The following is a 17,352-nucleotide window of genomic DNA, read 5'->3' as shown; positions in this document are numbered from 1 at the left end:
ATTCGCGACAGCCGTCACCGGCTTCGCCATGATGGCGGCGATAGCGGCGTCCGGCTATCTGGCGGCACACGCGCCACGTGATCTCGTTCGCGTACGCCACCGGTGACGTTCAATTCTCCAGCGCGGCCTGTACCCGGTCCGCGGCCGCCGCGGCGTCCTCGTGTTCCCACACGCGCACCACATGCCAGCCCGCCGCCGTCAATTCCGCGTCGGTCGCTCGATCTCGGGTGACGTTTCCGGCCAATTTCGCCGCCCACCACTGCGCGTTGTTCTTCGGATCGGTGGCGTGTTCGGGGCAGCGGTGCCAGAAACAACCGTCGACGTAGACCGCGACCCGCAGCCTCGGGAAGACCACGTCGGCCCGGCGGCGTTGACCGGCCAGCGGCGCGCGGTCCACGAAATAGCGCAGTCCGCGCCGGTGTAGTTCGCGACGTAATGCCAGTTCGGGCTTGGTGCCCGTCCGCCGCTGCCGCGACATCCGCGCGCTGGTGGCGGCATCGGTGGGCGGACGTTCGGTCATGCCGCCCAGCCGCCCATCCGATCGAGATGGCTTTCCACGTCGTCGAGGAATCCGGGCGGGAATCGCAGTCTGCCCATTCCGGTTCGCCGCAGGAATCCCGCCGTCGCCCGGGCCGAGAGCAGCCGGGAATCGGTCAGGAAATTCTTCAGGTCCTCGTACGGTTCGTGTACCGGCCAGGTCGAGACCGGGGCCCGCTGGGTGACGCCGTTGTGCCCCCACGCCGCCACCGGCCACGGGGCTCCCGGGGCGAGCGGCAGATATTCCGGCGTCGTTCCGTCCGGTGCGGCCAGGCGCGCGCCGACCCAGTCGGCCATCCTGACACTCACCGCGTTACCGACCAGCTTCCAGCGGTGGCCTTGGCGCACACCGGCCGCGGTGACCGCGGGCGCGGTCCAGCCGGGGGCGAAACCCTGGAGTCGTTCGGCGTCGGCGATGCCGGGGGTGACCAGTTCGCCTGACGGCAGCCGCACCGCGGGCGGACTCGCGATGCCGAGCGCGGAACCGCCCTTGAGCGTCGGCACCGCGTTGACCGCCCAGCCGAGCCCGCGGACCCCCTCGGTCCAGTAGAAGCCGCACGGATCCTGTTCCTGGTCACCGATTTCCAGCGCCCCGGCGTCCGCGCCGAACAGCACCGGCCGTGGGTCCTCGGTGCGTGAGGCCAGCATCAGGACCCGCTGCCTGCGCTGTGGCAGCCCGAACGCCCTCGCGTCCACCACCCGGTAGGCCCAGGTGTAACCGAGCTCCTCCAGCGCGATCGTGATGTGCCGCATCGCCGCGCCCCGGCCGAGTTGCAGCATGAAGGGGACGTTCTCGATCAGCAGCCAGCGTGGTCCGCGTTTGCGGCGCACCAGGCGGAACACCTCGTCGACCAGTCCGGACCGAGGCCCGGTGATACCGGCGGTGCGTCCGGCCTGCGACAGGTCCTGACACGGAAAACCCGCCGCGACCAGCTCGGTTCGGGCCGGGATCGCGCGCAGCCTGGTGACATCGGTATGCAGTTCGACGTCGGGAAAGTGGTGGGTGAGCACCGCGCGGGCGCCCGGATCGATCTCGCAGAGCAGTTCGGTGTGCCAGCCGTGGTGTGCCAGGCCGAGTTCGAGTCCGCCGATCCCGGCGAACAACCCGACCATCCGCCCCGTCACCGTCAACCCCTTCTGCGTCTCGCGAACCCACGATGGGAGCCGAGACTACTCGAGTCACGGCGGTCGTGAATACCGCCCTGGGGTGGCGCGAACCGAGTTCGCGTGTCATGCTGCGGATCAGCTCTGCCTCCCCGATAATGCCAATCGGCCGTATTTCGAATGCGGCTTCTCGACGGTAGGGGCGGTTCCTCTCGCCTTGCTCTGTGTTTTGTCTCCAGACGGTTTGTCTCCAGCCGGTTGTCTCCAGAGATTTGTCTCCCGACGCGCTCCTCGCGTCGACGCGCAGTTCCCGGATCCATCCAAGCGAAGCCAGGAAAGCGAGCCATCGAATGCAGATTCCGTCCACCACCCGCGGGGATTTCCCCAGCGTGGTCGTCACGAGCCTTGCGGCGACGACGTCCATCGCGGGCGATGTCGACTCGACCTGGAAGGGACTGCTCAACGGCGAAAGCGGCATCGACATCCTGGAGGACTCCTTCATCGACCAGTTCGAGCTGCCGGTGCGCATCGGCGGGCATCTGAAGGTGCCGCCCGCCGCGAGCCTGACCCCCGCGGAAACCCGCAGGCTGGCCTACGTGGAGCAGATGGCGACGGTGCTCGGCCGTGAGGTGTGGCGCAACGCGGGCAGTCCCGAGGTGGACACCGAACGGCTCGGCGTCTCGATCGGCACCGGACTCGGTGGCGCGGAGGCCATCATCGACGCGCGGGACAAACTGGCCAACGGCGGATACCGCAAGGTGTCGCCGCTGACCGTGCAGGCGATCATGCCCAATGGCGCCGCCGCGTGCGTTTCGGTCGACCTCGGCGCGAAAGGCGGGGTGGCGACACCGGTTTCGGCCTGTTCGTCGGGTTCGGAGGCCATCGCCAACGCGTGGAAGATGATCGTGATGGGTGATGCCGACATGGTCGTCACCGGCGGGGTCGAGGGGTCGATCCAGGCGATCGCCATCGCGGCGTTCACCATGATGCGCGCGATGAGCATGCGCAACGACGACCCGAAATCCGCGTCCCGCCCGTTCGACGTCGATCGCGACGGTTTCGTCTTCGGCGAGGCGGGCGCGATGATGGTGATCGAGACCGAGGAACACGCCAAGGCGCGCGGCGCGACGATCCACGCCAGGCTGATGGGCGCGGGCGTCACCTCCGACGGCTTCCACCTGGTCGCCCCCGATCCGGAAGGGACCGGGGCCGCGCGCGCCATGACGCGGGCCATCGAGACCGCCGGGTTGACCAGGCACGATATCGGTCATATCAACGCGCACGCCACCGCCACCCCGATCGGCGACACCGCCGAGGCCAGGGCGATCGCCAAGGCCATCGGCAATCACGCGTCGGTCTACGCGCCCAAGTCGGCGCTCGGCCATTCGATCGGCGCGGTCGGCGCGCTGGAATCGGTGCTCACCGTGCTGAGCATCCGCGACGGCGTGGTCCCGCCCACCTTGAATCTCGACAACCAGGATCCCGAGATCGATCTCGATATCGTGCGAGGTCAGGCGCGGCCGGGGCAGATCGATTACGCGGTGAACAACTCCTTCGGCTTCGGCGGTCACAACGTCGCGTTGGCCTTCGGCAGGTACTGAGTGATGCCGGGAGGGTATGAGGTCCGGTCTCGGACCTGCTAATCTTCCCGGCGCTCCAGTGTCGTTCTGTGTTCGGTGTCACTGCACGCTTCGCGCGTGCGTTGGATAAAGGATATGGCGAATGATCGGCGAGACCTTTGACGATTACGTGGACGAAAAAGGCAAGATCAAGATTCCGGGTGACCAGACCCTGATCGATTTCGTGGACAAGCACAGTACGCAGAACGGGGAGGGTCTCGCGTACCGCTACATCGACTACTCCCGGGAAGTCGACGGTGAATACCAGGATCTGACCTGGCGAGAGTTCGGAATCCGGCTGCGCGCGGTGGCGGCTCGACTGCAACAGGTGACGAGTCCGGGGGACCGGGTGGCGATCCTGGCCCCGCAGGGCCTCGACTACGTCATCTCGATCTTCGCCGCGGTCTACGCGGGCAATATCGCGGTCCCGCTGTTCGATCCGGACGAACAGGGACATACCGATCGACTGCGCACCGTTCTCGACGATTGTTCCCCGGCGGCGATCCTCACTGTTTCCACGGCGGCGGCGGGCGTTCGCGAGTTCTTCCGGCACCTGCCGGCGTCGCAGCGCCCGCGCATCATCGCCGTCGACGCGATTCCCGACAGCGTCGGAGCGCAGTGGTTCCGTCCGGATATCAAGATCGACGACGTGGCCTACCTGCAATACACATCGGGATCGACGCGGTCACCGGCGGGTGTGGAGATCACCCACCGGGCGGTCGGCACCAATCTGCTCCAGATGATCGATGCCATCGGTGTCACCGAGAATTCGCGCGGGGTCACCTGGTTGCCGTTGTTCCACGATATGGGACTGCTGTGCGTGATCCTGCCGACCATCGGCGGCGGCTACATCACCATCATGTCGCCGAGCGCCTTCGTCCGGCGTCCCTACCGGTGGATCAAGGAACTGGCCGCGGTATCCGACGGAGCCGGAACATTCGCCGCCGCACCCAATTTCGCTTTCGAACACGCCGCGGCGCGTGGACTCCCGAAGAACGGCGACGAACTCGATCTGTCGAATGTGATCGGGTTGATCAACGGCAGCGAGCCGGTGTCGATGTCGTCGATCAACAAATTCAACGATGCCTTCGCCCCCTACGGGCTGCCGAAGAGCGCGATCAAACCCTGCTATGGCATGGCCGAGGCGACGCTGTTCGTCTCCGCGACGAAGAGTTCTGACGAGGCGCGCGTCGTCCACGTGGATCGCGCGGAATTGAACGCGGGCCGCATGGTCGAGGTCGACCCGGGCGTCGAGAACGCCATCGCCCAGGTGTCCTGCGGATATGTGGCGCACTCGCAGTGGGCGGTCATCGTCGATACCGAGCACGGCGCCGAACAGCCGGACGGCACGGTCGGGGAGATCTGGCTGCACGGCGACAATATGGGCATCGGGTACTGGGGGCGCGCCGAGGAGAGCGCGGAAACCTTCCACAACACGCTGATCTGCCGACTGCCCGAGAACAGCCACGCCGAGGGCACCGACCCCGGGGCCAAATGGATGCGTACCGGCGATTACGGCGCCTACCTCGACGGCGAGCTCTACATCACCGGCCGGGTGAAGGATCTGGTGATCGTCGACGGGCGCAACCACTATCCGCAGGATCTGGAATTCTCGGCGCAGGAGGCGAATTCGGCACTGCGGCCGGGGTTCGTCGCCGCCTTCTCGGTGCCGGCCAACCAGTTGCCCGCCGAAGTCTTCGCCCAGGGCTCGCATTCGGGTCTGCGCTTCGACGCCGAGGACAGTTCCGAACAACTGGTGGTGGTCGCCGAACGCGGCACCGGCGCGGGCAAGATCGATCCCGAACCGGTCGCCGATATCGTGCGCGCCGCCATCGCCCAGCGTCACGGTGTCACGGTGCGCGATCTACTTCTCGTCCCCGCCGGGTCGATTCCGCGTACATCGAGCGGAAAGATCGCGCGTCGCGCCTGCCGGGCCGCCTATCTCGAAGGCACCTTGCGCGGTGGCTACCAGCAGCAGGCGTTCCCCGACACGGTGGAGGTGGAGCGCGCCGGGGTGCGGTGATTCCGCTGTGAGCGACGTATCGCGGAACCACCGCTCGTCGGCCGTGATGCCGGTTGCTCCGCGCGAGGTTCCACGGTGCCGGGATCACGTCGGCGTCGGTGGGCGGGCGTATCGTTCGCCCGCCCACCGACGTTCCCCGAATTGTCGACCACCGCGCAGCCGCGGGGGCGCCACGAGATCACCCGGTGGCCGGACGACGCACGGGTGCGCATCCACTCACTACAGCCGGGTTTCGCTGTCGTAGGTGAACTCCCTGACATCCGCGCCGACGATCTGTCCGTTCAGTTCACCCGACGTGCCCGCGCCGCGGAAAGCCTCGACCTCGGCCCGGCCGACCCAGCGTTCGAAGACGTTCACGCGGTCCGGGTCGACCAGATCGGGGCCGATCCCGAAGTCGAGACAGCCGGGCGCCGCGCGGGCGAGCTCGACCACCTCGCGGCATTGCGCGAGATATCGATCACGGTCGATGACCTTCAGATGTCCGGCGACGATGAGCACCTTCGCAGTGTATTGCCTGTTCGCCGGGGCTACCGATGCACTGAAAACCGCTTGGTCGGTGTGGCCGCTGATGCCATCCTGGAAAGTCGGGCTCCTGTGCGAGTTTCGCTGGGCGCCTCGTTCTTCCATGTGACGAACCAGGAATCAGCAGGGGGATCATTGTCTGTCGCAACGCGGTCGCAGTCCACTGAACCGGACACCGATTTACCCGAGCGGCCCGCCGTACCGGCGTCGGGCCGCCTGCACTCACTGCGGCGTTTCTGGCCGTATCTGCGTCCGCATCGCACGGTTCTGGTGTGGGCGACCGTGCTCGCGGTGCTGTCGACGCTGACAGCCATCGTGATCCCCCTGATGATCGCCCGGATCATCGACGGTCCGATCGCGCATCGAGATTTCCCCGCCATCGCGGGACCGGTCGCGCTGGTCGGCGTACTCGGTGTGCTCGAAGCCGTGGGGATCTGGGGCAGGCGATGGCTGATCGCCGTGCCCGCCACCGAATTCGAGATCACCATGCGCGCCAAGATCTATCGCAAGTTGCAGTCCTTGGCGATCGGCAGGCATGACGCCTGGGAATCCGGGCAATTGCTCTCCCGCGCCGTCGACGATCTGGCCACGATGCGCCGCTTCGTCGCGTTCGCCGGGCCGTTCATGTGTATCCATATCGTCGTCATCCCGGTGGGTCTGTTGACGCTGATCGCGCTGAGCTGGCAGGTCGGCCTGATCTTCACGCTGATCTCGATCCCGGTGACCGCCATCTGTTTTCGGTTCGTCCGCCGCTACGAGGTGGCTTCGCGTCGCTCGCAGGACCAATCCGGTGACCTGGCGACGACGGCGCAGGAATCCGCGCAGGGGGTGCGGGTGCTCAAGGCGTTCGGGCGCGGCGCGTACTTCGGCACCCGGTTCACCGTGCAGTCACGGGAGCTGAGGAAGACCGAACTGCTCAAGGTCCGCCTGGACGCCACGCTGTGGTCGGCGATGCGCAGTCTGCCGCAGTTGGCCATCGCGTTCGCGCTCGGATACGGCGGGTACGCGGTGGCGCACGGCACCATGACGCTGGGCACCCTGGTCGCGGGCATCACCCTCGCGACCTTCCTCCAGTGGCCGTTCATCTGGATGGGGTTCCTGCTCGCCGAACTGAACGACGCGCGTACCGCGGCCGACCGCTACTGGGAAATCATCGATACGCCGGTGGATATCGCCGATCCGGTCGATCCGGTCCGGCTGCCCGCGCGGGTCGCCGGTGAATTGCGTTTGGAAAAGGTGGGTTTCGCTTTTCCGCGCACCGGTGACAGCGCTCGCGAGCCGCAGGACCGGGTGCTGCGCGATGTCACGCTCCGGGTGCGCCCCGGTGAGACGGTGGCGCTGGTCGGGGCGACGGGAAGCGGGAAGACGGCGCTGCTCAACCTGATTCCGCGTTTGTACGACGTGTCGAGCGGCGCCGTCACCATCGACGGTATCGATGTCGCGTCGATGCGGTTGGCGGATCTGCGTTCGCTGGTGACGGTCGCGTTCGAGGATCCGGTGCTGTTCTCGGCGAGCGTGCGCGAGAATGTCGCGCTCGGCGATCCCGAGGCCACCGACGCCGATGTGCTTCGCGCGCTCGACGTCGCGCAGGCCACCGATTTCGTGAACGACCTGCCGTGGGGGCTCGACACCAGGATCGGCGAGCAGGGCCTGAGCCTGTCCGGCGGACAGCGTCAGCGTCTCGCCCTGGCCCGCGCGGTCCTGACCAGCGAGAGCGCCGGTCAGCGAACGAGAATCATGGTGCTCGACGACCCGCTGTCGGCATTGGACGTGGAAACCGAGGAGCGGGTGCAGGAACGGCTGCGCACCGTGCTCGCCGGAGCGACGACCTTGCTGGTCGCGCACCGTCCGTCGACCGCGTCGCTCGCCGACCGGGTGGCGGTGCTGGCCGACGGTCGCATCACCGCCGAGGGCACCCACGAACAGTTGTTGCGCACCAGCGCCCACTACCGGGAATTGATGGGCGGCACATCCGATCCCGTGGACGCGGCGGTCGGCGCGCAGTCGAGTACCCGATCGGAGGCGGACGCGTGAGCACGAGCGAGACCGCGCGACCGAACGAGAAGACCCCTCGCGATCCGGCCGGGGACGACACCGCCGACTGGCGGGGGATCGCGGGCGAGGACCGCGAGATGACCGAGGCCGGAAACGTGGTGCTGGCCGGACGATCCCGGCGACTGCTGATGAGTCTGGCCCGCCCCTACCGTTCCCTCGCGGTGCTCGCCTTGGCGCTCATCGTCATCGACAACGCGGCCATGGTCTCGGCGCCGCTGTTCATCGCGCACGGTCTCGACACCGGAATCGCCCGGGGAGCCGAGGGCGACTGGGCTCCGCTGGCGTGGACGGTGACCGGCTATCTGACCACGGTCGGCATCGGCGTGCTCACCACGTATTTCTTCCTCCGCGTCTCGGGGCGGCTCAGTCAGAGCGTGCTTTTCGATCTGCGGGTGCGGCTGTTCGCGCACACCCAGCGGTTGAGCGTGTCCTTCCACGAGAAGTACACCTCGGGCAAGGTGGTCACCCGCTTGACCGGCGATATCGAAACCCTCCAGGAATTGTTGAAAGGCGCACTCGACCAGGCGTTGAGCGCGATCCTCTCGGTCATCACGATCGCCGCCATCCTGATCTACCTGGACCAGTTGCTCGCCGCGATCGTGCTCGTCGGCTTCGTACCGCTCGCGCTGGTCACCCGCTGGGCGCAGCGCAGGCAGCGGGCCGGATACCGACGCACGCGTGTCGCCATCGCCAGGGTCGTCGTGCAGTTCGTCGAATCGATGGGCGGCATACGCGCGGTGCAGACGTTCCGCCGTGAACAGCGCAACGAATCGGTTCTCGCCGTCGAGGACGGGGAATTCGCGTCGTCGACCATCGTCGCCATGCGCGGCATGGGCGATTACGCCGGACTCACCAGGCTGCTCGGCAATCTGACGACGGTGATCGTCATCGTGGTGGGCGCCTGGCAGGTCATCGAGGGCAATCTCGCGGTCGGCGTCCTCGCGGCCTACCTGCTCTACCTCAACGAGTTCTACGGCCCGCTGGACGAGCTCGCGCAGGTCTTCAACTCCTACCAGTCCGCCGCCGCCGCGCTGGAGAAGATCTCCGGGGTGCTGGAGGAGCGTCCTTCGGTGCCAGAACCCGCCGATCCGACACCGCTGGCGCAGGCGGCGGGCGCGGTGCGGATGGATCACGTCTGGTTCGGCTACGGGACGCTGCCCGGCGCGGAACCGGACCGCGACGGCGGCGGGCGGGTGCGCGCGGTGCTCCCGGAATTCTCCCTCGATATTCCGGCGGGCCAGGTGATCGCCCTGGTCGGCGCGACCGGCGCGGGTAAATCGACGCTGGCGAAACTGCTGACGCGGTTCTACGACCCGTCGGGCGGCACGGTCACCCTCGACGGTGTCGACCTGCGCGCACTCTCCGACGTGGATCTGCGACGGCACGTGGTGATGGTGACGCAGGAGGCCTATCTGTTCGCCGGATCGGTGGCCGACAACATCCGGCTCGGCAGGCCGGACGCGACCGACGAGCAGGTGTACGCGGCGGCCCGCGCGGTCGGGTTGCACGATTTCGTCGCGGCCCTGCCCGACGGTTTCGACACCGATGTGCGCAAGCGCGGTGGCAGGCTGTCCGCGGGGCAGCGCCAACTCGTTGCCTTCGCCAGGGTCTTCCTGGCCGACCCCGCCGTGATCGTGCTCGACGAGGCCACCTCCAGCCTGGATATCCCGGGCGAGCGTCAGGTGCAGCAGGCGTTGGAGACGGTGCTGCGCGAACGGACCGCCGTGATCATCGCCCACCGGCTCTCGACCGTCGCCATCGCCGACCGGGTGCTCGTCCTCGAACAGGGCAGGATCGTCGAGGACGGCGCACCGGCCCAGCTCATCGCGGGCGCGGGCCGGTTCGCCGGGCTGCACGCGGCGTGGCGGGAGTCGCTGGTGTGACGCGTCGACCTGTGATCCACCCGGCAGAAAAGAGGACGAGATTCGCGGTGTGACGAGGGCAGACGCCGGTGCGATGCGGTTGCCGGGGGTTTGTCGCTTACGGTAGATAGGTGACCAATCCAGCCCCTGGCTCCGAGAGCGCATCCCGGTGGCCGGCGATTCTCACGTGGCGGTCCCACAATGCCACGCGGATGGAGTCGGTGCGCGTGACCATGAACGGCAATCGCATCCGCGCCGCCGGCCGCATGATCGGTGGCGATTGCGCGGATCATCCCGCGTTCAGTGCGTCCTACGATCTGGTCACCGACGAGAACGGCGCCACCAAGCGACTATCCCTGCGGACCACCACCGCGGCGGGGGAACGGCACGCGTCGATCGCCAGGGACGAGGAGAGCTACTGGCTCGTCGACGCGGGCGGCAGCCACGTGCGCTCGACCTTCGCCGGTGCGCTCGACGTCGACGTCGTGCTCAGCCCGTTCTTCAATACCCTTCCGATTCGCCGGTTCGGCCTGCAACACCGGGCCGACGACGTGCAGGTTCCCGTCGTCTACGTGCGGCTGCCGGACCTGCTCGTGCAGGAGGCGAGTCTCACCTACAGCAGTGGAGTCGACGGCATCAGCGTGCTGTCGCCGGTGTCGAGCGCGACCGTCACCGTGGACGCGGAAGGATTCCTGCTCGACTATCCCGGCCTCGCCGAACGCATCTGAGCCGGTTCACGCCCGCGCGGTGTACACCCCGCCGCGCCTGCCCGCCTCGCGCATCCGTTCCAGCCAGTCGTGGTCGCCGGGGCGGATATCGGTGATCTCCCAGCGTTCGCTGTCCTCGTAGGCCGTGCGGCCGTCGTGTCCGGCCGCGATCAGATCGGCCAGCGAGCCGTCGGCGCGCAGACTGTCGCGGGCCGCGCCGAGCACCGTGAGCGTGTCGTCGAGCACGCTCAACAGGGCGTCGCGATTCGGCTCGCAGATCGCCCGGACCAGGTCGGGCGCGGTGGCCGCGACCCGCGTGCCGTCGCGGAAGGATCCGGCGGCCAAGCCGAGCGCGAGCGGTCCGCCGCTCGCGCCCGCGACCGCGAGCGCCTCGGCCAGGACGTGCGGCAGGTGCGAGATCCTGGCGACCGCGCGGTCGTGGTCCTCCGATGTCACCGGCACCACCACCGCGCCGCAGTCCAGCGCCAGCCGGGTCACCCGGGTCCACGTCAGCGCGTGCGTGCCCGGATCGACCCCGACCGCCCATACGGCGGACTCGAACAGGTCGGAATTCGTCGCGGCCCAGCCGGATTCGGAAGTGCCCGCCATGGGGTGCCCGCCGACGTAGCGGCGGGAGAGACCGTGCGCGCGCACCGCGTCGGCCACCGGACCCTTCACGCTGACGACATCGGTGAGCGCGCAGTCCGGGGCGAAGGTGGTGATGGCACCGAGCAGGTGGTCCACCGCGGGCATCGGGACCGCGATGACGATCAGCGCGTCCGCCTCGGCGGCGCGGGTCAAGGTGGCGGGCAGATCAGCGGAGACGTCGAAACCGTCGGCGACCGCGGCCGTGACCCCGGCCTCGGATCGGTTGTATCCCCAGGCTCGATATCCGGCGTCGGCGGCGGCCCGCAACAGGGAACCGCCGATCAAACCGGCTCCGAGGACGCAAACCGGCGCTTTCTGGTCGGAAGTCACCGGAACAGATTGGCATACGACTTCAACATTTCGGGTCAGGCAGACTACCGTTGCGGCCATGGCAGCACAGCGCTCGGGCACTAACAGGGCGACGTCGGAAGATTACGACGACGTGGAAGGGTTCGCAGTGGCGGTTGTCCGCGAAGACGGCAAATGGCGGTGTAGTCCGCTGAGCTCGGAAGCGCTCACCAATTTGTCCGTGGCGGAGGACGAACTCAAAGCATTGCGCAGCTCGGGCGCGGTGTTCGGCCTGCTCGACATCGATGACGAATTCTTCGTCGTCTTGCGTCCGGCGCCGAGCGGAACCAGGCTGCTGGTATCGGATGCCACCGCGGCGATCGAATACGACATCGCCGCCGACGTCCTCGAAGCGCTCAATGTCGAGATTCCCGATATCGAACCCGACGAACTCGACGATATCGAACCCTGGGAAGAAGGCGATCTCGGTGTGCTCGCCGATCTCGGCCTGCCCGAGCCCGTGCTGAGCGTCATCCTCGCCGAGACCGACCTGTACCCGGACGAACAGCTCGGCATGATCGCCCAGCGACTCGGTTTCGCCAACGAACTATCCGCGGTGCTGGACAAACTGCCTCGGTGACGTGAATCTGCCGCAGAACCCGATCATTTCGGATACCGCGATGGTCCGTGCCGCCATCGCGGCGGCTGCCGAGGCCGACCCCCGCGATGTCCCGGTCGGCGCGGTCGTCTTCGACGCGCAAGGCCGCGAACTCGCGCGCGCCGCGAACGCGCGCGAGGCCCTCGGTGACCCCACCGCCCACGCCGAGGTCTTGGCGCTGCGCCGTGCGGCCGCCGTCTTCGGCGACAGTTGGCGGCTGGAGGGCGCGACCCTGGCCGTCACCCTCGAACCGTGCACGATGTGCGCGGGCGCCCTGGTCCTCGCCCGCGTCGGCCGGGTCGTCTTCGGCGCCTGGGAGCCCAAGACCGGCGCGGTCGGCTCGCTGTGGGACGTCGTGCGGGACCGTCGCCTCAATCACCGCCCCGACGTCAGGGGCGGAATCCTCGAACCCGAATGCGCCGCCCTCCTCGACACCTTCTTCCAGCAGCGTCGCTGACCGCCCGGTTCCAGGCGATTTAGCGATCCAGCGCCCTTCCGGTATTGTTCTCGGCGGTGGCGTGTCCGAGCGGCCTAAGGAGCACGCCTCGAAAGCGTGTGAGGGGTAACCCCCCTCCGAGGGTTCAAATCCCTCCGCCACCGCCAGAGCCCCTGACCTGCAAGTGCAGGTCAGGGGCTTTTTCATACCATAAGAACACGCTTCACCCGGCAAGCGTTCGATGAAACAAGTGCCGTTTTGCTGTAGCACTCTGTACACCGTGTAGCACCATGGGTAGCTTGGAAGCTATGAGGACTATCCAGCAGCGCGACCTCCGCAATGACAGTGGCAAAGTTCTCGCCGCGGTCGAAGCCGGGGAGAGCTTCACTATCACCCGCAATGGCAAAGCTGTTGCCGAACTCAGACCGCTGGCACGGCGAACCTTTGTGCCGATCGCCGAGCTCACCCGTACAAGTGCCCATTTACCGCATGTCGACTACAGCGAGTGGCGTGCCGACATGGACGCGATGATCGACCAGGAGATGCCTGGCCGTGAATGAGCCCGCTGTTCCTCGGCACGTGCTGCTCGACACGTCGGTCCTCATCGATTACTCCGAGGTGTATTCATCGCTACCCGAAGAAGCGGAAGCGGCCATCAGCGCGGTGAGTCTCGCCGAACTCGCGGCGGGATTGCACTCCACCGCGGACCCGATGAAACAGGCCCGACGCCAGCTCCAGTTTCAGTGGGTGGCAAGATCTTTCAACCCGCTCGCGTTCGACGCCGAGACGGCCAACGTCTACGGGTCGTTGGCGTTTCTCCTGGAGCAGATCGGACGCAAGCCGCGGGGTCGCGTGGCCGACCTACAGATAGCCGCTACGGCGGTCCAGTTCAGCTTGCCGCTGTACACCCGTAACCCTGACGACTTCAAGGGGCTCGAACCGCTGCTGAACCTCGTCGCGGTCTAGATGGTCACTGGACGGGCGCGTTCAACGCCCGTCTTGCGACGCAAGCGCTCGGATCCGTGGCGGAACGGGCACATTCGCGGGTGCGGTTTCACCGGACGGTATCGCGGCCGAGGTCGGCTCGAGGGTGACGATGCGGCGGGTGAGATCCACCGTGACCGGGGGTGGGGCCGCCCGGGTGTGATCGTCGCGGAGCATCGAAATGGATTCGCGGTGGTCGAGTTCCATGCGTTTGGTGGGGTAGAACAGCGCGGTGAATTCGTCGGTGAAGGTGGCGGCGATGGGGGTGCGGCGTCGGCGTCGCTTGCGCGTGAGGGTTTCGAAGACGGCCACCGCGACCAGCAGCAGCACCCAGCCGGGGATCATCCACGCCAGCAGTCCTGTCACCCCCGCTGAACGAACGGAACTAATGCGATGTTCCCGCGGATGTTTTGTCCGGAACGGGGTATGTGCGGAAGTAAGGAGCGCGGACAGGTGTGACGTTCGAGGCGTCACCGACGGAGCCGCGTTGGAACAATGCGTGACAGTTATTCGAGAATCGGTGGACTGATTGTCCTTGTCTGGTTGCTCATCGGCGTCATCGCCGCGGCGCAGCGCGATTACTTCGACAGCGGGCCGGTGAACTGCGCAGGTTTCGGCACCATCGTGGTGACCACCATCGCGGGGCCCCTGAACTACATGGGGGTGAATCCGAAGATCGATGACTGCAACGTGCCGCAGCCGAGTCCGTAGTGGTTCGGAGAACGGGCCGGGTGCGCGAGCATCCGGCCCGTTTTCGTGTCCGGGGGATACGCGTCGGCGGGGATGGCACGGGTGTCGTTGCCGCGGAGGCGAACTGGGTTTGCCGGGTGGATGCACATTCGGTCGGGCGATAGGTTGCGGTCAGATCGCGATGTGTTTGCGAACCGGATGATCTTGTATACCGATCGCGCTCCGAAAAGTGCCGGGAGTCGATTCGGGCCGGAGAATTTGAGTTACCGCGCAGCGTAGAGCGATGTTTCACAAGAAACATTGAATATGCCCCCGAGTGAGAAAAAGATGCCGCGAAATTACCAGATCCCGCTGAAAAAATTGCTGTAGCGGTGCAGGGACGCTTCGTGGGGCATGAAAGCAGGTAGCGGAGGGTTGTACGAGTTTCCGGCCCTTACGCGAGTGCGGAAGGATGCGATGACTATGCGCGAGCGTGCGACCTACGGCCGACCGTCCCACGAGTTCGGCATGCGAGTCGGGAGCCTCCTGGTCCTGATCTGGTTGGCCATCGGCATGATCGCCGCAGGCCAGCGGAACTACTTCGTCATCGGGCCGATCAACTGCGCGGGTTTCGGCACCATCGCGCTCACGGCCGTCGCGGGTCCGCTCAACTACGTGGGCCTGAATCCGAAACTCTCCGAATGCGGCGATCTGCCGCAACCCAGCGAATAGGGGCTCGCGCCCGTCGTCCGGCCGCGATCAGGCCGACGTGGATTCGGTGACTGTCGAATCGGTCCGCAGGGCGTGCAGTTTCGCGCCTTCCACGTCGATGTCGGGAACGATCCGGTCCAGCCATCCCGGCATCCACCACGACCACGTGCCCATCAGCGCGAGCAGCGAGGGGATCAACACCATCCGGACGAGGAAGGCGTCCAGCAGCACGCCGGCGGCCAGGGCGAAACCCATCTGCTTGGCGGTGGCGTCGGTTTCGAGGATGAAGGAACCGAAGACCGAGATCATGATGATCGCGGCCGAGGTGACGACCCGCGCCCCGTGGTGGTAACCGGAGATCATGGCCTGCTTCGGCGGTTTGCCGTGCACGTATTCCTCGCGCATGCGGGTGACCAGGAAGACCTGGTAGTCCATGGCGAGTCCGAATACCAAGCCGATCAACATGATCGGCAGGAAGCTGACGATCGCGTGTTCGTCCTCGATGAGTCCGAGCGCGCCGTCCTGGAAGATGAGCACGGTCGCGCCGAAGGTGGCCGCCATGGACAGTAGGAAGCCCAGCGCCGCCGTCAGCGGCACCAGGATGGAACGAAACACCAGGATCAGCAGGATGAACGCCGCGCCCGCGACGATCGCCAGGTAGGGGACGATCTTGCTGAGCAGCACGTGGTCGATGTCGGCGTAGATGGCCGTGGTGCCGGTGATGCCGTAGGTCATGCCGTATCGCTCACGCAGTGGGTTCTCGGCGTCGCGGGCATCGCGCACCAGATCCTTGGTCTCCTGGTTGTTGGGCCCGGCCTCGGGCACTCCGTCGAGTAGTGCGCCCCGCCCGTCCCGGCTCATCGTCGGTCGCGTCACATACTCCATGCCCGAATAGGACGCGAGGGTATCGCGCAGTGCCGCAAGCGCTTCCGGTCTGGCTTCCGGCGCGACATCGCTCAGGTCCACCGCGACCTGGAGGACGCCGTTGCTGCCCTCGCCGAAACCCTCGGTGCGTAATTCGTATGCCCTACGCACCGTGGAGGTCTCGGGCATGCTGTCCTCGCCCGGCAGACCGAGGGTGAGATTCACCGCGGGCGCGGCGAGCAGGCCGAGAACCACGATGCTCAGCACGAGGGTCAGCACCGGGAACCGGCCGATGAACCGGCCGACCCGCATACCGTTGGTGACCTGGTCGTCGTCCTCGGGATCGTGCTGGGCGACGATCGGCAGTTTCGGTGTGAACAGGAACCTGCCGAACGCGCCGAGCAGCGCGGGCATCAGGGTGATCGCGGTGAGTACGGCGAACGCGGCGGCGACCGCGCCGCCCAAACCCATGAACGTCAGGAATCGCACGCCGACCACGGCCAGTCCGACCAGCGCGATGATGACGGTCAGGCCCGCGAACACCACGGCGGAGCCCGCCGTGCCGAGCGCGGTGCCCGCCGCCTCCTCGGGGAGTTCCCGCACCGCGAGTTCGTGTTTGTAGCGCGAGACGATGAACAGCGCGTAGTCGATCGAGAGCGCGATGCCGATCATGGTGGCGAGGAAGGTGGTGAAACTCGGGATCGAGAGGAACGAGGTGCCGAGGAAGATCAGCGAGGTCGCCGCGCTCAGGCCGACGAGCGCGGTGACGATCGGGACGAACGCGGCGACGATCGCGCCGAACGCCACGATCATCACGACCAACGCGACCGCCATGCCGATCATCTCCGACTGTCCGCTCGGCCCCTCCTGATCCATCGCGATGGTGCCGCTCATCTCCACGGTGAGTCCGGCGTCGCGGGCGGGAGCGGCGACGTCGTAGGCGGCGTGACGATCCTCGGCCGTGATATCGCTGAAGTTCGCGATCGTGAACGGCACGCTGAAGTAGGCGACGGTCTGCGGTTCGGTCTTGTTGAGCACGTTCATGGGCGCGCCGCTGCATGTGCTCGGATCGGGATTCGGGACCAGGCAGCCCATTTCCTCGGTCGCGGTGATCGGGTCGACGATCGGCGTGCTGTGATCGACGATTCCGAGCTGCTCGATCTGCCCGATCAGCGCGGCCACCGTGTCCCGGTTGGCCGGGTCGGTGAGTTTCTCGCCCTTGGGCGCGCCGACGACGTAAGTGCCGGTGACCGCGTCGAATTCGAATGCCTCGGACATGCCGGGGAAATGTTCGTCGAGGATTTCGGTCGCCCGTTCGGAGGGCAGGTTCGGCAGGCTGAAGTCATCGGTCATCGGTCATCGGTTGTTTCAGCTGGGTGCCGAGCACGCCGAGGACGACGAAGAGCACCGCCCAGATCGGCAGCACGATCCATTTGTGCCGGAAGGCGAACCTTCCCCACCGATACAGGTAGACGGACACAGCGTTCTCCTCGCGATGGTCGGGGTCGATCCGGATCACGAATTTCTCCACCGACCGCCGTGCATCGGCGAAGCACCGAGCTGAAGAGTCGAACTACCCCCGAGTCTGCTGCGCGCCGAGCCCGAGTTCAAGATCACATGCCGATACGGCTTCGGCCCCGTACCCCGGGTAGGGGTACGGGGCCG

Annotated in this window: 16 protein-coding genes, 1 tRNA gene and 1 pseudogene; 12 read left to right on the top strand and 6 right to left on the bottom strand. The window is 66.8% G+C overall.

The window, feature by feature from the left end; all coding sequences use genetic code 11:
* Positions 1 to 109 precede the first annotated feature (109 nt).
* Both DAT37_RS01370 and DAT37_RS01365 read right to left on the bottom strand, forming a co-directional pair.
* Positions 110 to 520, bottom strand: coding sequence for a very short patch repair endonuclease (locus DAT37_RS01370; protein WP_109522810.1), 411 nt, complete (start codon positions 518 to 520; stop codon positions 110 to 112).
* Entirely contained in the window at positions 517 to 1,650 is a 1,134-nt protein-coding gene (locus DAT37_RS01365; protein ID WP_109522809.1) for a DNA cytosine methyltransferase, read from the bottom strand. The genes DAT37_RS01370 and DAT37_RS01365 overlap by 4 nt, the downstream gene beginning before the upstream one ends.
* Positions 1,651 to 1,991: 341 nt before the next feature.
* On the opposite strand from DAT37_RS01365, the gene DAT37_RS01360 reads away from it, so the two are divergent.
* Both DAT37_RS01360 and fadD32 read left to right on the top strand, forming a co-directional pair.
* A complete protein-coding gene (locus DAT37_RS01360) occupies positions 1,992 to 3,242 on the top strand; it encodes a KasA/KasB family beta-ketoacyl-ACP synthase (protein WP_109522808.1) in 1,251 nt (416 codons plus the stop codon).
* 121 nt (positions 3,243 to 3,363) lie between these two features.
* Positions 3,364 to 5,283 carry a long-chain-fatty-acid--AMP ligase FadD32 gene (gene fadD32 / locus DAT37_RS01355; RefSeq protein WP_198654037.1) on the top strand — a complete coding sequence of 640 codons (1,920 nt, stop codon included), beginning with the start codon at positions 3,364 to 3,366 and terminating at the stop codon, positions 5,281 to 5,283.
* Positions 5,284 to 5,502: 219 nt separating this feature from the next.
* Here fadD32 and DAT37_RS01350 read toward each other — a convergent pair whose 3' ends face one another.
* Positions 5,503 to 5,781: a putative quinol monooxygenase gene (locus tag DAT37_RS01350; protein WP_109523202.1), complete on the bottom strand. Its 279-nt coding sequence runs from the start codon at positions 5,779 to 5,781 to the stop codon at positions 5,503 to 5,505.
* 159 nt (positions 5,782 to 5,940) lie between these two features.
* Here DAT37_RS01350 and DAT37_RS01345 point away from each other — a divergent pair, with 159 nt between their 5' ends.
* The 3 genes from DAT37_RS01345 to DAT37_RS01335 all read left to right on the top strand — a co-directional run bounded on the left by DAT37_RS01345 (position 5,941) and on the right by DAT37_RS01335 (position 10,450).
* Positions 5,941 to 7,839 carry an ABC transporter ATP-binding protein gene (locus DAT37_RS01345; protein ID WP_232839427.1) on the top strand — a complete coding sequence of 633 codons (1,899 nt, stop codon included), beginning with the start codon at positions 5,941 to 5,943 and terminating at the stop codon, positions 7,837 to 7,839.
* Positions 7,840 to 7,937: 98 nt separating this feature from the next.
* A complete protein-coding gene (locus tag DAT37_RS01340) occupies positions 7,938 to 9,743 on the top strand; it encodes an ABC transporter ATP-binding protein (RefSeq protein ID WP_198654062.1) in 1,806 nt (601 codons plus the stop codon).
* Positions 9,744 to 9,853: 110 nt separating this feature from the next.
* Positions 9,854 to 10,450 carry a putative glycolipid-binding domain-containing protein gene (locus DAT37_RS01335; RefSeq protein WP_109522806.1) on the top strand — a complete coding sequence of 199 codons (597 nt, stop codon included), beginning with the start codon at positions 9,854 to 9,856 and terminating at the stop codon, positions 10,448 to 10,450.
* Positions 10,451 to 10,456: 6 nt separating this feature from the next.
* On the opposite strand, the gene DAT37_RS01330 is transcribed toward DAT37_RS01335, so the two are convergent.
* Positions 10,457 to 11,407: a prephenate dehydrogenase gene (locus tag DAT37_RS01330; protein WP_232839425.1), complete on the bottom strand. Its 951-nt coding sequence runs from the start codon at positions 11,405 to 11,407 to the stop codon at positions 10,457 to 10,459.
* A 58-nt stretch (positions 11,408 to 11,465) separates the two neighbouring features.
* On the opposite strand from DAT37_RS01330, the gene DAT37_RS01325 reads away from it, so the two are divergent.
* The 5 genes from DAT37_RS01325 (at position 11,466) to DAT37_RS01305 (ending at position 13,425) form a co-directional block, all read left to right on the top strand.
* Positions 11,466 to 12,005, top strand: coding sequence for a tRNA adenosine deaminase-associated protein (locus DAT37_RS01325; RefSeq protein ID WP_109522804.1), 540 nt, complete (start codon positions 11,466 to 11,468; stop codon positions 12,003 to 12,005).
* Positions 12,006 to 12,045: 40 nt separating this feature from the next.
* Positions 12,046 to 12,480: a nucleoside deaminase gene (locus DAT37_RS01320; RefSeq protein WP_408637358.1), complete on the top strand. Its 435-nt coding sequence runs from the start codon at positions 12,046 to 12,048 to the stop codon at positions 12,478 to 12,480.
* Between the two features lie 55 nt (positions 12,481 to 12,535).
* Positions 12,536 to 12,626, top strand: a tRNA-Ser gene (locus DAT37_RS01315).
* A gap of 141 nt (positions 12,627 to 12,767) precedes the next feature.
* A complete protein-coding gene (locus DAT37_RS01310; RefSeq protein ID WP_109523199.1) occupies positions 12,768 to 13,019 on the top strand; it encodes a type II toxin-antitoxin system Phd/YefM family antitoxin in 252 nt (83 codons plus the stop codon).
* Positions 13,012 to 13,425: a type II toxin-antitoxin system VapC family toxin gene (locus DAT37_RS01305; RefSeq protein WP_109522803.1), complete on the top strand. Its 414-nt coding sequence runs from the start codon at positions 13,012 to 13,014 to the stop codon at positions 13,423 to 13,425. The genes DAT37_RS01310 and DAT37_RS01305 overlap by 8 nt, the downstream gene beginning before the upstream one ends.
* Positions 13,426 to 13,446: 21 nt before the next feature.
* On the opposite strand, the gene DAT37_RS01300 is transcribed toward DAT37_RS01305, so the two are convergent.
* A complete protein-coding gene (locus tag DAT37_RS01300; protein ID WP_198654036.1) occupies positions 13,447 to 13,809 on the bottom strand; it encodes a DUF6191 domain-containing protein in 363 nt (120 codons plus the stop codon).
* 129 nt (positions 13,810 to 13,938) lie between these two features.
* Between DAT37_RS01300 and DAT37_RS01295 the strand changes: the two genes are divergently transcribed.
* Both DAT37_RS01295 and DAT37_RS01290 read left to right on the top strand, forming a co-directional pair.
* Complete coding sequence (locus DAT37_RS01295; protein WP_109522802.1) at positions 13,939 to 14,154, top strand: hypothetical protein; 216 nt, start codon at positions 13,939 to 13,941, stop codon at positions 14,152 to 14,154.
* A 441-nt stretch (positions 14,155 to 14,595) separates the two neighbouring features.
* A complete protein-coding gene (locus tag DAT37_RS01290) occupies positions 14,596 to 14,844 on the top strand; it encodes a hypothetical protein (protein WP_232839424.1) in 249 nt (82 codons plus the stop codon).
* 27 nt (positions 14,845 to 14,871) lie between these two features.
* Here the strand turns inward: DAT37_RS01290 and DAT37_RS01285 are convergent.
* A pseudogene (locus tag DAT37_RS01285) lies at positions 14,872 to 17,167 on the bottom strand (MMPL family transporter).
* Positions 17,168 to 17,352: the final 185 nt, after the last annotated feature.

Source organism: Nocardia aurea (genome assembly GCF_003123685.1).
Classification (GTDB): domain Bacteria; phylum Actinomycetota; class Actinomycetes; order Mycobacteriales; family Mycobacteriaceae; genus Nocardia; species Nocardia aurea.
The sequence above is the reverse complement of the archived record's forward strand: the minus strand, read 5'-3'. Positions and strand labels throughout refer to the sequence as shown.

What these genes read in the sequence shown, in the direction of transcription:
- DAT37_RS01370 (WP_109522810.1), bottom strand. Translation starts at nt 520, where the DNA reads ATGACCGAACGTCCGCCCACCGATGCCGCCACCAGCGCGCGGATGTCG.
- DAT37_RS01365 (WP_109522809.1), bottom strand. Translation starts at nt 1,650, where the DNA reads ATGGTCGGGTTGTTCGCCGGGATCGGCGGACTCGAACTCGGCCTGGCA.
- DAT37_RS01360 (WP_109522808.1), top strand. Translation starts at nt 1,992, where the DNA reads ATGCAGATTCCGTCCACCACCCGCGGGGATTTCCCCAGCGTGGTCGTC.
- fadD32 (WP_198654037.1), top strand. Translation starts at nt 3,364, where the DNA reads ATGATCGGCGAGACCTTTGACGATTACGTGGACGAAAAAGGCAAGATC.
- DAT37_RS01340 (WP_198654062.1), top strand. Translation starts at nt 7,938, where the DNA reads ATGACCGAGGCCGGAAACGTGGTGCTGGCCGGACGATCCCGGCGACTG.
- DAT37_RS01325 (WP_109522804.1), top strand. Translation starts at nt 11,466, where the DNA reads ATGGCAGCACAGCGCTCGGGCACTAACAGGGCGACGTCGGAAGATTAC.
- DAT37_RS01320 (WP_408637358.1), top strand. Translation starts at nt 12,046, where the DNA reads ATGGTCCGTGCCGCCATCGCGGCGGCTGCCGAGGCCGACCCCCGCGAT.
- DAT37_RS01310 (WP_109523199.1), top strand. Translation starts at nt 12,768, where the DNA reads ATGAGGACTATCCAGCAGCGCGACCTCCGCAATGACAGTGGCAAAGTT.
- DAT37_RS01295 (WP_109522802.1), top strand. Translation starts at nt 13,939, where the DNA reads ATGCGTGACAGTTATTCGAGAATCGGTGGACTGATTGTCCTTGTCTGG.
- DAT37_RS01290 (WP_232839424.1), top strand. Translation starts at nt 14,596, where the DNA reads ATGCGCGAGCGTGCGACCTACGGCCGACCGTCCCACGAGTTCGGCATG.